Source organism: Sphingosinicella ginsenosidimutans (genome assembly GCF_007995055.1).
GTDB classification, from domain to species: Bacteria; Pseudomonadota; Alphaproteobacteria; order Sphingomonadales; family Sphingomonadaceae; genus Allosphingosinicella; species Allosphingosinicella ginsenosidimutans.
On the sequence record NZ_VOQQ01000001.1, the window covers coordinates 1,237,698 to 1,251,719 of the forward strand.

17 protein-coding genes are annotated in these 14,022 nt (G+C 67.7%); 15 read left to right on the plus strand and 2 right to left on the minus strand.

What is annotated here, in order from left to right; genetic code table 11:
* Positions 1-108: 108 nt before the first annotated feature.
* The 11 genes from FRZ32_RS06170 to FRZ32_RS06220 all read left to right on the plus strand — a co-directional run bounded on the left by FRZ32_RS06170 (position 109) and on the right by FRZ32_RS06220 (position 7,067).
* A complete protein-coding gene (locus tag FRZ32_RS06170; RefSeq protein WP_147042693.1) occupies positions 109-939 on the plus strand; it encodes a pyruvate, water dikinase regulatory protein in 831 nt (276 codons plus the stop codon).
* A complete protein-coding gene (locus FRZ32_RS06175) occupies positions 936-1,520 on the plus strand; it encodes a Maf family protein (protein ID WP_147042694.1) in 585 nt (194 codons plus the stop codon). The genes FRZ32_RS06170 and FRZ32_RS06175 overlap by 4 nt, the downstream gene beginning before the upstream one ends.
* Positions 1,520-2,344, plus strand: a complete 825-nt coding sequence (locus tag FRZ32_RS06180; protein ID WP_147042695.1) for a shikimate dehydrogenase family protein — start codon at positions 1,520-1,522, stop codon at positions 2,342-2,344. Before FRZ32_RS06175 ends, FRZ32_RS06180 begins: the two co-directional genes overlap by 1 nt.
* A complete protein-coding gene (gene coaE / locus FRZ32_RS06185) occupies positions 2,341-2,934 on the plus strand; it encodes a dephospho-CoA kinase (RefSeq protein ID WP_147042696.1) in 594 nt (197 codons plus the stop codon). The genes FRZ32_RS06180 and coaE overlap by 4 nt, the downstream gene beginning before the upstream one ends.
* A 7-nt stretch (positions 2,935-2,941) precedes the next feature.
* A complete protein-coding gene (dnaQ, locus tag FRZ32_RS06190; protein ID WP_147042697.1) occupies positions 2,942-3,646 on the plus strand; it encodes a DNA polymerase III subunit epsilon in 705 nt (234 codons plus the stop codon).
* A 53-nt stretch (positions 3,647-3,699) separates the two neighbouring features.
* Positions 3,700-4,278 carry a ribosome hibernation-promoting factor, HPF/YfiA family gene (hpf, locus tag FRZ32_RS06195; RefSeq protein WP_147042698.1) on the plus strand — a complete coding sequence of 193 codons (579 nt, stop codon included), beginning with the start codon at positions 3,700-3,702 and terminating at the stop codon, positions 4,276-4,278.
* Between the two features lie 60 nt (positions 4,279-4,338).
* Positions 4,339-4,806 (plus strand): PTS sugar transporter subunit IIA, encoded by a 468-nt coding sequence (locus tag FRZ32_RS06200; protein ID WP_147042699.1) that lies wholly within the window; start codon positions 4,339-4,341, stop codon positions 4,804-4,806.
* Complete coding sequence (locus tag FRZ32_RS06205) at positions 4,796-5,257, plus strand: PaaI family thioesterase (RefSeq protein WP_147042700.1); 462 nt, start codon at positions 4,796-4,798, stop codon at positions 5,255-5,257. The genes FRZ32_RS06200 and FRZ32_RS06205 overlap by 11 nt, the downstream gene beginning before the upstream one ends.
* Positions 5,254-5,592, plus strand: a complete 339-nt coding sequence (locus FRZ32_RS06210; protein ID WP_147042701.1) for a DUF1491 family protein — start codon at positions 5,254-5,256, stop codon at positions 5,590-5,592. Before FRZ32_RS06205 ends, FRZ32_RS06210 begins: the two co-directional genes overlap by 4 nt.
* Before the next feature lie 163 nt (positions 5,593-5,755).
* A complete protein-coding gene (locus FRZ32_RS06215; protein WP_147042702.1) occupies positions 5,756-6,457 on the plus strand; it encodes a cell wall hydrolase in 702 nt (233 codons plus the stop codon).
* A gap of 112 nt (positions 6,458-6,569) precedes the next feature.
* Positions 6,570-7,067 (plus strand): MmcB family DNA repair protein, encoded by a 498-nt coding sequence (locus FRZ32_RS06220; protein ID WP_147042703.1) that lies wholly within the window; start codon positions 6,570-6,572, stop codon positions 7,065-7,067.
* Here the strand turns inward: FRZ32_RS06220 and FRZ32_RS06225 are convergent.
* A complete protein-coding gene (locus FRZ32_RS06225; RefSeq protein ID WP_147042704.1) occupies positions 7,064-7,672 on the minus strand; it encodes an ankyrin repeat domain-containing protein in 609 nt (202 codons plus the stop codon). The two genes, FRZ32_RS06220 and FRZ32_RS06225, sit on opposite strands and share 4 nt — an antisense overlap.
* Before the next feature lie 68 nt (positions 7,673-7,740).
* On the opposite strand from FRZ32_RS06225, the gene FRZ32_RS06230 reads away from it, so the two are divergent.
* From FRZ32_RS06230 to FRZ32_RS06240, 3 genes are read left to right on the plus strand one after another with little or no spacing between them, the layout of a single operon-like run.
* Positions 7,741-8,352, plus strand: coding sequence for an SCO family protein (locus FRZ32_RS06230; protein WP_147042705.1), 612 nt, complete (start codon positions 7,741-7,743; stop codon positions 8,350-8,352).
* Positions 8,349-8,780, plus strand: a complete 432-nt coding sequence (locus FRZ32_RS06235) for a YcgN family cysteine cluster protein (protein WP_147042706.1) — start codon at positions 8,349-8,351, stop codon at positions 8,778-8,780. The genes FRZ32_RS06230 and FRZ32_RS06235 overlap by 4 nt, the downstream gene beginning before the upstream one ends.
* Positions 8,734-9,471: a M48 family metallopeptidase gene (locus FRZ32_RS06240; RefSeq protein ID WP_147042707.1), complete on the plus strand. Its 738-nt coding sequence runs from the start codon at positions 8,734-8,736 to the stop codon at positions 9,469-9,471. Before FRZ32_RS06235 ends, FRZ32_RS06240 begins: the two co-directional genes overlap by 47 nt.
* Here FRZ32_RS06240 and FRZ32_RS06245 read toward each other — a convergent pair.
* Positions 9,468-11,555: a transglycosylase domain-containing protein gene (locus tag FRZ32_RS06245; protein ID WP_147042708.1), complete on the minus strand. Its 2,088-nt coding sequence runs from the start codon at positions 11,553-11,555 to the stop codon at positions 9,468-9,470. The two genes, FRZ32_RS06240 and FRZ32_RS06245, sit on opposite strands and share 4 nt — an antisense overlap.
* A 148-nt stretch (positions 11,556-11,703) precedes the next feature.
* Here FRZ32_RS06245 and FRZ32_RS06250 point away from each other — a divergent pair, with 148 nt between their 5' ends.
* Positions 11,704-13,968, plus strand: a complete 2,265-nt coding sequence (locus tag FRZ32_RS06250) for an NADP-dependent malic enzyme (protein WP_147042709.1) — start codon at positions 11,704-11,706, stop codon at positions 13,966-13,968.
* The last annotated feature ends 54 nt before the right edge of the window (positions 13,969-14,022 follow it).

Consider the following 14,022-nt stretch of genomic DNA (forward strand, 5'->3'; position numbering starts at 1 on the left):
TCTGTGGGCGAATCGGATGGGCGCGCGGGGCGAATCCTGTCCTTGCCCCCGCGCGCAGGGTTCAGCTAGCGATTTCCCCACGTTTTTCCACAGGCGGGAATCCACGTCTTGACCCCCGGCAAGCAGCTCCATCTCCACCTTCTTTCGGACTCGACCGGCGAGACGCTCGATATGGTCGCGACCGCCGGGCTCGCCCAGTTCGACAATATCGACGCGGTTCGGCACCTGTGGCCGATGGTGCGCTCGGAAGGGCATCTCGCGCGGGTGCTCGACGATATCGAGGCGCGGCCCGGCGTGGTGCTCTACACTTTGGTCAATCCGCAGATCCGCCGGGCGTTGGAGCGCGAATGCCGCCGGCGAGAGATCCATGCGCTTTCGGTCCTCGATCCGGTGCTCGACGCGCTCGCGGCGGTGAGCGGCGAGCAGGCCAAGGGCCGCGCCGGGCGCCAGCACGCGCTCGACGCCGCCTATTTCGCGCGGGTCGATGCGATCCAGTTCACCATCGCTCATGATGACGGAATCGGCCCGGAAAACTGGGAGGAGGCGGACATCGTCCTCGCCGGCGTGTCGCGCACCTCGAAGACGCCGACCAGCATCTACCTCGCCAACCGCGGCTACAAGGTCGCCAATGTGCCGCTGGTGCCGACGTCGCCGCCGCCGGCGAGTCTCTATACGCTGAAGCATCCCCTGGTCGTCGGGCTCACCGCCAATCCCGAGCGGCTGATCCAGATCCGCCGCAACCGGCTGCTGTCGCTGAACCAGGCGCCGGAAACCGATTATGTCGACAATGATGCCGTTGCGGCCGAGCTCGCCTTCGCGCGGCGGATGTTCGCCGACAATGGCTGGCCGGTGATCGACGTCACGCGCCGCTCGATCGAGGAATCCGCGCTGGCGATCGTCAAGCTCTATCGCGAGCGTCTGGAACGCGAAGAGCCGTGAGGCTGCTGCTCGCCTCCCGAAGCGAAACGCGGCGCCGGATGCTTGCAGCGGCGGGCGTTCCCTTCGAATGCGTGGACACGCCGTTCGACGAGGAGGCGGCGAAGCGCGCGCTCGCCGGCCTTGACGCGCGCGCGACCGCGGACGCGCTCGCCGCGATGAAGGCCGAGAGCGTGATCGCGCCCGGAGCGCTGACGCTGGGCGCCGACCAGACGCTGGAACTGGCGGACGGCTCGATCCTCGGCAAGCCGGAATCGCGCGAGGCGCTGGCGGCGCAGCTGCGCTCGATGCGTGGCGACACGCATCGCCTTCACTCGGCGGTCGTCGCCGTAGAGGACGGTGCGCCGGTCTGGCGCGCCTGCGAGAGTGTCGCCCTCACGGTGCGCCGCTTTTCCGACGCGTTCATCGCCGCTTATGTCGATGCCGAATATGAATCCGTCCGCTGGAATGCCGGCGGTTATCGGATCGAGGGCCCGGGCGCCCAGCTTTTCGGGGCGATCGAGGGCAGCCATTTCGCGATTCTCGGCCTGCCCCTGCTTCCCTTGCTCGATTATCTGCGCGCGCGCGGGATCCTCGAGCAGTGATGACTGCCGCCTGGGCCGAAGTGATCGGCGATCCGGTCGCTCAATCCAAATCGCCGGTGATTCATGGTCATTGGCTGGAGGCGCTCGGGATCGAGGGCGACTTCCTCAAGACGCGGGTCGAGCCGCCGGCGCTCGGATCGTTCTTTGCGGGCCGCCGCGCCCGGCCGGACTGGCGCGGATGTTCGGTCACGATTCCTCACAAGCTCGCGGTCATTCCTCATCTCGACGCCCTTGATCCCTCGGCCACCGCCACCGGCGCGGTCAATTGCGTCAGGCGCGACGGCCCGCGCCTCATCGGCGCCAACACGGATGTGGAAGGGGTCGCGGCGGCGCTCGAGGGGTGGAGCGGGGGCAAGGCGGTGCTGATCGGCGCGGGCGGCGCGGCGCGGGCCGCGCTCGAGGCGCTGCGGCGCCTCGGTGCCGGCCCGGTCGCGATCATCGCCCGCGACAGAACGGCCGGATCGGACCTGCTCGGACGATTCCGGCTGGCAGGCGAGGTCCATTCCTTCGCGGAAGCGGGCCAGGCAACGATCGGCGCGCGCCTCATCATCAACGCCTCGCCGCTGGGCATGAAGGGAATGGCGGGGATGCCCGGCACGGTGCTGGACGCGCTGGCCAAGGTAGAGGATGATGCGCGCGTCTTCGACATGGTCTATGCACCGGTCGAAACCGAGCTTCTCAGGAGGGCCGGATCGATGTCGCTGGGGGCGGTGACGGGATTGACGATGCTTGTCGGGCAGGCGCGCGCCGCCTTCGGCTGGTTCTTTGGAGCCGAGCCACCAAAAGCGGGCGATGACGCGCTGATGCGGGCGCTTGGCGCATGATCGTCCTCGGCCTCACAGGCTCCATCGGCATGGGCAAGTCCACGGTCGCGCGCATGTTCGCCGACGAAGGCGTGCCGGTCTTCGATGCCGACAAGACGGTGCGCGCGCTCCAGGGGCCGGGCGGTGCGCTGGTCGCGCCGATCGAGGCCGCCTTTCCCGGGTCGACCGGACCGGAGGGCGTCAGGCGCGCCGTGCTTGCCGACATGGTGCTCCATGATCGCGCCGTGCTGCGCCGACTCGAGGAGATCGTCCATCCGGCGGTCGGGGAGGCCCGCGAAGCGTTTCTCGCCGAGCATCGCGATCGGCCGCTCGTGGTGCTCGACGTGCCGCTGCTTTTCGAAACGGGCGGCGAGAAGAATGTCGACAAGGTCGCGGTGGTCTCCGCCGATCCCGACGTGCAGCGCGCGCGCACCCTGTCGCGGCCCGACATGACGCCGGAAAAGTTCGTCCGCATCATGATGCATCAGCTGCCGGACGCGGAGAAGCGCAAGCGGGCCGATTATGTCATTCCGACCGACTGCGCGATCGATGAGACACGCTTTGCGGTCCGCCGGATCGTCGCTTGCCTCTCCGGCGGCGGCGATTCATAGGAGTCGGATGCGCGAGATCGTCTTCGATACCGAGACAACCGGCCTGTCTCCGGCCAATGGCGACCGACTGGTCGAGATCGGCTGCGTCGAGCTTGTGAACCGGGTGGAGACGGGGCGGACCTTCCACGCTTATTTCAATCCCGGCCGCGCCATGCCGAGCGAGGCGGAAGCGGTGCACGGCCTGTCGGACCGATTCCTCGCCGACAAGCCGGCCTTTGACGAGCTGGTCGAGGACCTGCTCGACTTCATCGGCGAGTCGCCGCTCGTCGCCCACAATGCGTCGTTCGATTTCGGATTCATCAATCACGAGCTGGGGAATTGCGGGCGGCCGACCGTCTGCCACAGCCGGATGATCGATACGCTCGCCATCGCGAGGCAGAAATTCCCCGGCGCCAAGCATAGCCTCGATGCCTTGTGCTCGCGTTTCGGCGTCGATCGGTCGCTTCGCGTCAAGCATGGCGCGCTGATCGACGCGCAGCTCCTTGCCCAGGTTTATGTCGAGCTTACCGGCGGCCGCCAGATCGGGCTCGGCCTCGGCCTCGTCGCCGAGACGATCGTCGAAGAGACAAGGGTGGAAACGCCCGTGCTGACCGCGGTCACGATCCGCCCGCCCCGGCCTCACGCGCCGAGCACGGAGGAGCTTGAACGACACAGCGCATTCCTGGCCGCGATGGCCGATCCGATCTGGCACCGGGTCGAGTCGCGCGGTTGACCTCGCGCCGGCCCGGTCCCACATGGATCGGGTGGGAAGGACTGGAGCAGGTCATGGATATCCGGGTTTCCGGCCATCAGATCGACACCGGCGAATCGCTGCAGGCTGAGGTCGATTCGCGGTTGCAGGCGATCGCCGACAAATATTTCGCGCGGGCGATTTCGGCGCAGGTGACCTTCGGCAAGGGTCCTTACGATCACAGCTTCACCTGCGACATCGTCGCGCACGTGCCGCCCGGCGTGGTTCTCAAGGGACGCGGCGCCGGCGCGACCGCCCATCCCGCCTTCGATCAGGCCGCGGATCGGATCGAGAAGCAGCTGCGCCGTTACAAGCGCCGGTTGAAGGCGCGATCCGGCCAGGCCGCGCTCGCCGAGGAAGCGGATTCCCGGGCGATCGACGCCGCCTATACCGTCTTCGCGCCGCCGCCCGAAGAGGAGGAGCCGGTCGACAATCCGCCGGTCGTCGCCGAAACCAGCGTCGACATTCCGAGCGCCAGCGTGTCGGACGCGGTGATGCTGCTCGATCTCAGGAACACCAACGCCCTCATGTTCCGCAACCGGGCGACCGGCGCGTTCAACATGGTGTACCGACGAGGCGACGGGACGATCGGCTGGGTCGAGCCGCGACAATGAGCGCCTGAGCCCGACCCCGATCCCTCCATTCAACGGACCCCGCCGGGTCCTCGGTGCCTTATGAACGATCTTTCCGAGCTGCTTTCGATCGAGGCCATCGACGACGATCTCGTCGCAGCCAACAAGAAGGGGCTGTTCCAGCAGCTCGGCGCCGCCGCCGGCCGTCTCTCGGGTCTCGCGCCCAAGGCGATCGTGACGTCGCTGAGCGATCGCGAGAAGCTGGGATCGACCGGCTTCGGCAATGGCAGCGCCATTCCGCACGGCAAGGTCCCCGGGCTGGATCGCGTGTTCGGCTATTTCGCCCGGTTGCAGAGCCCGATCGATTTCCAGGCGGTCGACAACATGCCGGTGGACCTCGTCTTTCTCCTGCTCTCGCCGCCTGACGCTGGCGCCGATCATCTGAAGGCGCTGGCCAGCGTCAGCCGGACGTTCCGAGACAAGCAGGTGCTCGCAAAGCTTCGGGGCGCGCGTTCGAAGGACGCGATCTATGCCCTGCTGGCCGGCGAGGAGGCGCTGAATGCCGCCTGAGGCGGCCGGCGAGACGGCTCATTTCCGAGCGCTTGAATCGCTCTACCGGGCGGCGCCGATCAACGCCTTGTTCCCATCCAGCCTCGAGATCCTCGAGCCGGGCCGGTCGCGGATCACGTTCGAGGTGACGCCGGACACCTTCCATGCCGCGAGAGCCGCGCATGGCACGCTCTATTTCAAGATGATGGACGATGCCGCTTTCTATGCGTGCAACAGCCTCGTCTCCGATCGCTTCCTGCTCACCACCGCCTTCAACCTGGTCTTCACCCGCCCGATCCGCGAGGGAAGGATCACCGCGGAAGGGCGATGGGTCAGTGGCAAGCGCCGCGTCTTTGTGGGCGAAGCGCGCCTGCTCATGGACGATGGCGAGGAGGCCGGGCGCGGGACGGGCACGTTCATGCGGTCCCACATCCCGCTCACCAGCCTGGACGGCTATCGGCCCGGCGGATGAGCGCGCGCCTGGCGAGCCATGTCCTGGTATCGGCGCTGATCCGGCTGGCCGAGGAGCAGGGCGGCTTCGGCACGGTGCTCGAAAAGGGCGACGCAACGGCCGGGGCGATCGGGGTCGTTCTGCTCGAAAAGGGCGCAAATGCGCGCTTTTTCGAACGCGAGCTCGCGCCGGACGGTCGCTACGTCTGGACCGAATCTATCCAACACATTGATAATGAACAGGATTTCAATGCGAGGGTGGATCGGCGGCGGCGCGCCGATCCTGATCTGTGGCTGATTGAACTGGATATCGCGTCGAGCGAACGGTTCGCCGCTGAAATGAACGCGCTTTGTTGACGCCCGCACACCGGCCCGGCTAGCCCCACCGAGCACTTCGGGCAGGTAGCGCGGGCCGGGCATATCCCAGAGTTCAGGGATCCAGCTCACGCGAGACGGGGGGCGATCAGGATGGCCTTTCCATCCAGCGTAAGACCGCCGCACCGCACAGACTAGAGTTTCAATGCGATTTTCCTATCGCGCCGCGGCTGCGACCGCGGTGGCGCTTTCCATTTGCGCTGCGGCCGGGCTTGCCGGCCCTTCGATCGCTTCGGAATCCGATGCGACGCCCAGCATTCCCTATACCGAGCACGGCGCGACCTCGCTCAGCGCCCCGGCGCTTGGACTCAACGACCTTCCCGGATCGACTCCTTCCGTTGGCACCAACGCGCCGGCGCCGGTCGCGATCCATGCCGTCGCGCAGATTCCCGCCGACAACGGCGATGACGATGCCGAGGCGGCGCAGCCGGAGCGCTCGCTCGCCGACCTTGTGAGCGATTACAGCGCCACCGACACGCCGGACGAGGAGACCGATTGCCTCGCCCGCGCCGTCTATTACGAATCCAAGGGCGAGCCGCTCGCCGGCCAGCTGACGGTCGCCGACGTCATCCTCAACCGCGCCCATTCCGGCGGCCGCTTTCCGTCCAGCGTCTGCGGCGTGGTCCGCCAGGCGGGCCAGTTCTCGTTCGTCCGCCGCGGCGTCATCCCGACGCCGCCGGCCGGCTCGCGCGATTGGCGGATCGCCGTGGCGATCGCGCAGATCGCGATGCAGGATCTCGCCGACGGCGGCGCGCCGAGGGCGCTTTTCTTCCATGCCCGCTCGGTCCGCCCGGGCTGGCGGCTGACCCGGGTCGCGGCGATCGGCAACCACGTCTTCTACCGCTGAGCCTCGCGAAAGCGGCTAGAACCAGGCCCGTCCCCCAGTGCCCGGGGGCGGGCCTCTTTTGCAGGGACGCGACCGGCTTGCGTTCGTTCCCGTTTCATTCCAGGTTCGCCTCATGGCCTCCGCCCCTGCCGATTCGCTTCGCGACTGCTTCGCCGATGCGCCGATGGTGGCGGTCGACGTGGCGCGCGGCGTCACGCGGCTGTTCCATCGCCAGGATGCATGCGCGCTGTGCGAAGTGCCGTTGCCCAACGGACGGCGCGCCGACCTGGTCTCCATCGATGCCAAGGGCGTGCTCACCATCGTCGAGATCAAGGTGTCGCGCGCGGACCTGCTCGGCGACGGCAAGTGGACCGACTATCTCGATTATTGCGATTATTTCTATTGGGCCGTGCCGACCGGATTCGCGCTCGACCCGTTCGAGGATGCGGCGCGCGGGCCGGATCATGCCGGGCTGATCGTCGCGGATCGATATGATGCCGCGATCGTCCGGGCCGCCGCCTGTCGCCCGCTCGCGCCCGCGCGGCGCAAGGCCGAGACGTTGCGCTTCGCCCGCCGTGCGGCCCGCCGGCTCGCCGGCAGCCTCGACCCCGGGCTCGACGGACTGGATTAGCGGGGCTGCGGCCCGGCGGTGGCGGGCGCCGGCGTGCCGATCCCCCGGCCGCTCAGCGCCTGGACGATCGCGCCGGCCCGCCGGTCCTGCCGCGCGTAATCGAGGGCCGAATAGCCCTGGACATTGTCGGTCTGGTTGGGATTGGCATGGTGGTTCATCAGCAGCCGGACCATGGGCAGGCTGACATTGTGGACCGCGAACATCAGCGGCGTTTCCCCGCGCGAATTGGAGAGGTTGGGATTGGCCCCGTTCCGCAAAAGCAGATCCGCGCCCTCGATCCAGCCGATCTGCGCCGCCACCATCAGCGGCGTCGTCCCCTCATTGTCCTGAATGTCGGGCCGCGCCCCCCGCGACAGGAGAAAGCTCAGCCAGGTGCTGTCGCGTCCGCGCACCAGGATGTGGAGCGCCCCCTGGCCATCGTCGCCGCGCGCGTTGATCGCGGTCGTGCTCGGATTGGCGAGAATGCCGTTCACCGTGCTGGAATCGCGCTCGCGCACCGCCTTCAGGAAGGAATAGGCCTCGGAAAAGCCCATCTGGGCCAGGGCCGGCACCGCAGCGACCACGAGGAGGACGGCGGCGAGCGTTCCGAGATTCCGGCGGGACATGCGCTTGATTTTCCCTTCGCCTAAACGACTTGATTGATGGACCTTAGCAAAGCAAGGCTGATCCTGTCATGATCCAAAGACGCGCGCTTCGCGCTCTCGCGGGCCTCGGCCTTCTCGCCGCGATCCCCTTTCTCGCCGCCTGCCAGCGAAATGTCGAACAGCCGCCGCTGGCCGGCGCGACGATGGGCGGGCCCTTCACCCTCACCGATCAGGACGGCCGACGGGTCAGCGACACCGCCTTCGCCGGCAAATATCGGCTGGTCTATTTCGGCTACAGCTTTTGCCCCGATGTCTGCCCGACCGATCTCGCGCTGATCGGCGCCGGGCTCCGTCAGTTCGAGGCGCGCGATCCGACGCGCGCGGCCAAGGTCCAGCCGATCTTCATCAGCGTCGATCCGGCGCGCGACACGCCGCCGGTGCTGAAGCGCTATGTGGCCGCCTTCCATCCGCGGCTGATCGGCCTCACCGGAACGCCGGCGGAGATCGCCCGCGTCGCGCGCGAATATGCTGTCTATTACCAGGCCCAGCCGCCGGCGGACGGCGCGCCGCCCAATGCCTATCTCGTCGATCATTCGCGGATGATCACGCTTTATGATCCTCAGGGGCGCCCGATGGCGATCCTGCCGGAAGACCAGGGCCCGGCGGGGATCGCGAACGAGCTCGATCGCTGGGTGCGATGAGGGAGCGTTTCTGGGAATTGCCGATCGACACGCTCGATCGCAAGGAATGGGAGGCGCTGTGCGACGGCTGCGGGAAATGCTGCATCCACAAGCTTGAGGACGAGGTGACGGGCGAGCTGTTCCCGACCAACGTCGCCTGCCGCCTGCTCGATCGGCACAGCTGCCGCTGCACCAATTATCGCGACCGCAAGGCCTATGTGCCGGATTGCGTCCGGCTCGACGCGCGCAGCCTGAAGACGATCGACTGGCTCCCCTCAACCTGCGCCTATCGGCTGCGTGGCGAGGGCCGGCCGCTGCCCGAATGGCACTATCTCATTTGCGGCGATCGCGATGCGGTGCATGAAGCGGGCGTGTCGGTGCGCGGCTGGACGGTCAGCGAAGATGAAGTGGGCGATCTTGAACATCACATCGTCGACCGCCTCCTCTGAGGAGCTGATCGGCGACATACCGGTGACGCTGCGCGTGTCCGCGCGGGCCAGGCGGCTGCGGCTGCGGGTCGATCCGCGCACAAGGGCCGTGCTGCTGACCATGCCGCGTCGCGCGTCGCGAAAGGCGGCGCTCGCCTGGGCCGGCGAGCATCGCGCCTGGCTCGAGGCGACGCTGGCGGCGATGCCCGAGCCGGCGGCGATCATTCCCGGCTGCACCATCCCCTGGCGCGGAGGGACCCTGGTGGTGGATTGGGCGAAGACGAATCCGCGGCAGGCCAGGATCGACGGCGATCGCCTGATCGTCGGCGGCGCGGCAGAGAGCCTGGAGGGCCGCGTCCTGCGCTGGATGAAGGCAGAGGCGTTGACGCTGCTCTCCAGTGAAACCGGAGAATTTGCGGCCAAGGCCGGCGTCATGGCGTCGCGCGTCAGTGTCGGCGATCCGGTGTCCCGCTGGGGCAGTTGCGCGAGCTCGGGCGCGCTGCGCTATTCGTGGCGGCTGGTGATGGCGCCGGATTTCGTCCGCCGCGCGACGGTCGCCCATGAGGTCGCGCATCTCGTTCACATGAACCATGGGCCGGATTTCCACGCCCTGGTGGCGACGCTGCTCGGCGCCGATCCGGCCCCGGCCCGCGCCTGGCTGAAGCGCGAAGGCGCGGCGCTCCACCGCATCGGCCGAAGGCGCCCCGGCTAGAAGTCGCCGGCGGCATCCGGCGGGCGGCGCGGCCGGGTGCGCAGGGTGCGATCGAGCCAGGCATCGTCGAGCCGCTGATCGGCCTGGGGCTTGCCGTTGTCCCGGAGCGGCGGCGGCCCGTCATCACCGGCTCCCGGACCCGGCCCGGCGCCGAGCCCCTGATCATCATCGTCCTGCGGAGCGATCGGATAGCCGTCCTCGTCCACTTGGGGCAGGGTCGCATTGTCGGCCGGTGGGGCGAGCCACATCTCCTGGTCCGGATTGACCTGCCAATCGGGCGCGGCTGCCTCGGTCGCGAAGGGTTCGGGCGCGCGATTGGCGACCGCGGTGACCATGAAATCGTGGAAGGCACGCGCCGGCGCGCGTCCGCCGTAGAGACCGCCCACGACCCGCGAATCATCGCGCCCCATCCAGACGCCGGTGGTGATCCCGCTCGAAAATCCGACGAACCAGCCGTCGCGATTCGAGGTCGTCGTGCCGGTCTTGCCGGCGGTCGGCCGGCCGAGCTGGGCAGCGGTCCCGGTGCCATGCTCGACGACGGCCGCAAGCAGCTGCGTCATCGCCGCGGCGACCCAGGGCGGCAGGAGGACGCGATTGGCATCGGCCTGATGCGTGTAGAGCAAGGTGCCGTCGGCGGTGGTGACCCGCCGGACGCCATAGGGGACGACCGCGACACCGCCGCTGCCGACGGTCGCATAGGCCCGTGTCATGTCGATCAGGCGCACGTCGGCCGTCCCGAGCGCCATCGACGGATAGGTGCTGATCCTCGTCGTGATGCCGAGCCGCTGCGCCATGTCGGCGACGGTGCGCGTGCCGACCTGCTGCGCGAGGCGCGCCGCAACGGTGTTGATCGAATAAGCGAAGGCGACCTGCATCGAGACCGGCCCCACATAGCGGCCATTGTCGTTGCGGGGGCTCCAGCCGTCGATCGTGACCGGCGCGTCCTCCAGCATCGTATCGGGCCGGAAGCCGGATTCGAGCGCGGCAAGATAGACGAACAGCTTGAAGGCGGAGCCGGACTGGCGCGTCGCCTGGGTCGCGCGATTGTAGATCGACGTCACATAGTTGCGCCCGCCAACCATCGCGCGGACCGCGCCGTCGCGATCGAGCGAAACCAGCGCGCCCTGGGCGCCCGCCGGCGTATCGGCGTTGATCGCACGATCGGCGGCGCGCTGCATGTTGAGGTTGATCGTGGTCCACACGTCGATCGGCTGGCTGGTCTCGTCGATCATCGTGTCGAGCTGGGGCAGAACCCAGTCGATGAAATAGCGTGCGCTGTCCTGCCGGCTTGTCGGGCGGGCGAGCTGCACGTCGGCGGGATTTGCGGCGGCCGCCTGCGCGGCGGTGATCGCGCCGTTCTGGACCATCAGGTCCATGACGACGCCGGCGCGGCTGCGCGCGGCTTCCGCATCGGCGGTCGGCGAATAATTGGACGGCGCCTTCACGAGCCCGGCGACGATCGCCGCCTCCGGGATCGACAGATCGGTCGCGCTGTGGCCGAAGAAGCGCCGCGAGGCCGCGTCGATTCCATAGGCGCCGCCGCCGAAATAGACGCGGTTGAGATAGAGTTCGAGGATCTGGTCTTTCGAAAAACGCCATTCGAGCGCCATCGCCAGGATCGCCTCGCGCACCTTGCGGCCGAAGCTGAAGTCGTTGTTGAGGAAGATGTTGCGTGCGAGCTGCTGGGTGATCGTGGATCCGCCCTGCGCCCAATGGCCCCGCGTGGCGCGGACCTCGAGCGCGCGGACGATCCCGATCGGATCGACGCCTGGATGATAACGGAAGCGGCGATCCTCGGTTGCGACCATTGCATCGCGCATCACCGGGGGGATTTGATCGTAGCGGAGCCATTCGCCGAAAACCGGGCCCATCGTCTGGATGACGGTGCCGTCGTCCGCGCGAACCCGGATCATCTGGCCAAGATTGGCGCGGCGCTGAAGCTCGGCGAAGCTCGGAAGCTGGTTCACCGCGACCGCGACCGCGACGCCGAGCGCGAGCCCGCCGAGCAGGGCGAGATAGACGAATGTCTTGATCGCGCCGACGACGAAGCGCCGGACGCGGGAACGGGGGGCGGCGCTGGCCATCACGGATCAGGGATAAAGGGCGCGAGTCATCGCTTCAAGCACAAGCGCGGTGCGGCTGAACGCAGCCTTGCCGCGCTCCACCGGCAAGGCGGCGCTTGCGATTGGGCGTGATCGGGGCCTACAGCGGTCGCGCAAGAGGGAGCGAGGGATGAGCGAGGGCAGCAGCGTCAAATTTTCGGAGCAGGAAGCGCTCGATTTCCATGCCTGCGGACGGCCGGGCAAGATCGAGATCGTCGCCTCCAAGCCGATGGCGACCCAGCGCGACCTCAGCCTCGCTTATTCGCCTGGCGTCGCGGTGCCGGTCCGCGCGATCGCCGACGATCCGGCCAAGGCCTATGATTATACGGCCAAGGGCAATCTGGTCGCGGTGATCTCGAACGGCACCGCCATTCTCGGCCTCGGCAATCTCGGCGCGCTCGCCTCCAAGCCGGTGATGGAGGGCAAGGCGGTCCTCTTCAAGCGGTTTGCGGATGTCGATTCGATCGACCTCGAGCTGGCGACCGAGGACGTCGACCGCTTCATCGCCGCGGTCGAGCTGCTTGAGCCGAGCTTCGGCGGCATCAATCTCGAGGACATCAAGGCCCCTGAATGCTTCATCATCGAGCAGACGCTGCGCGAGCGGATGAAGATTCCGGTGATGCACGACGACCAGCACGGCACCGCGATCATCAGTGCGGCCGGGCTGATCAACGCGTGCTATCTCACCGGGCGCGAGTTCAAGGACGTGAAGGTGGTGGTGAACGGCGCGGGCGCGGCGGCCATCGCCTGCACGGCGCTCATCAAGGCGATGGGCGTGCCGCATGACAATGTCATCATGTGCGACCGTACCGGCGTGATCTACGAAGGCCGGACAGAGGGCATGGACCAGTGGAAATCGGCCCATGCGGTGAAGACCGATGCACGCACGCTCGCCGAGGCGCTGAAAGGCGCGGACGTTTTCCTGGGCCTGTCCGCCGCCGGCGCGCTGAAGCCTGAGATGGTGAAGGACATGGCGAAGAAGCCGATCATCTTCGCGATGGCCAATCCCGATCCGGAGATCACTCCGCCGGACGCCAAGGCGGTGCGGCCCGATGCGATCGTCGCCACCGGTCGGTCTGATTATCCGAACCAGGTCAACAATGTCCTCGGCTTCCCATTCATCTTCCGCGGCGCGCTCGACGTGCGGGCGACCGCGATCAACGAGGAGATGAAGATCGCCGCCGCGCGCGCGCTTGCCGAGCTTGCGCGCGAGGCGGTGCCGGAAGAGGTCGCCGCTGCTTACGGGCGGACCCACAGTTTCGGCGCCGACTATATCATACCGGCACCCTTCGATCCCCGGCTGATGGAGGTCGTGCCGGCGGCGGTCGCGCAGGCGGCGATGGATTCGGGCGTCGCCCAGCGGCCGATCGCGGACATGGAGGACTATCGCACCCGTCTCAGGTCACGGCTGAACCCGACCACGTCGGTGCTGAGCCTCGCCTATGAGGCGGCGCGCAACAATCCGAGCCGCGTCCTGTTCGCGGAGGGCGAGGAAGATGTCGTGCTTCGCGCGGCGGTGGCGTTCCGCGACGGCGGCTACGGCATTCCGATGCTGGTCGGCCGGGACGATGTCCATGATCGGCTGCGCGCGCTCGGGGTCGAGGATCCGGAAAGCTTCACCGTCTTCAACAGCCGCCACTATCCCAAGGTGCCGGAGCTGGTCGACTTTCTCTACCAGCGGCTCGAGCGGCGCGGCTATCTCCGCCGCGAGATCGAGCGGATGGTGAACCAGGACCGCAACATGTTCGCCGCGCTCCTGCTCGCCGCCGGCGAGGCGGATGTGATGATCACCGGCACGACCCGCACCTATTCGCAGAGCCTGCGGCAGATCCGGCGGGCGCTCGATCCGCAGCCGGGCGTCACGCCCTTCGGCATCCACATCCTCGTCGGCCAATCGCACACCGTGTTCATTGCCGATACCACCGTGACCGAGCGCCCCACGGGCGCGCAGCTCGCCGAGATCGCAATCCAGACCGCTGCCGTCGCCCGCCGCATGGGCCACGAGCCGCGCGTCGCCTTCCTGTCTTATTCGACGTTCGGGAATCCCGAAGGCAGCTTCCTCGACCGGATTCGCGACGGCGTGAAGGCGCTCGATGCGCGCGACGACATCGATTTCGAATATGAAGGCGAGATGCCGCCGGACGTCGCGCTCAATCCGGCGATGCACAGGGTCTATCCGTTCAGCCGCCTGACCGGTCCCGCCAATGTGCTCGTCATGCCCGGACTCCAGACCGCCAACATCTCGGCCAAGCTGCTCAAGGAACTTGGCGGCGAGGCGATGATCGGGCCGTTGCTCGTCGGCATGGAACATCGCGTCCAGATCGCCGCGATGACCGCGTCGGCATCGGATCTGGTGACCCTTGCCGTGCTCGCCGCCGGCCAGATCGTGCACTGAGCCGGCGAGACTCCTGGGGCCGCCCGCCGATTGAGGGCGGACCCGCTGCTCCGT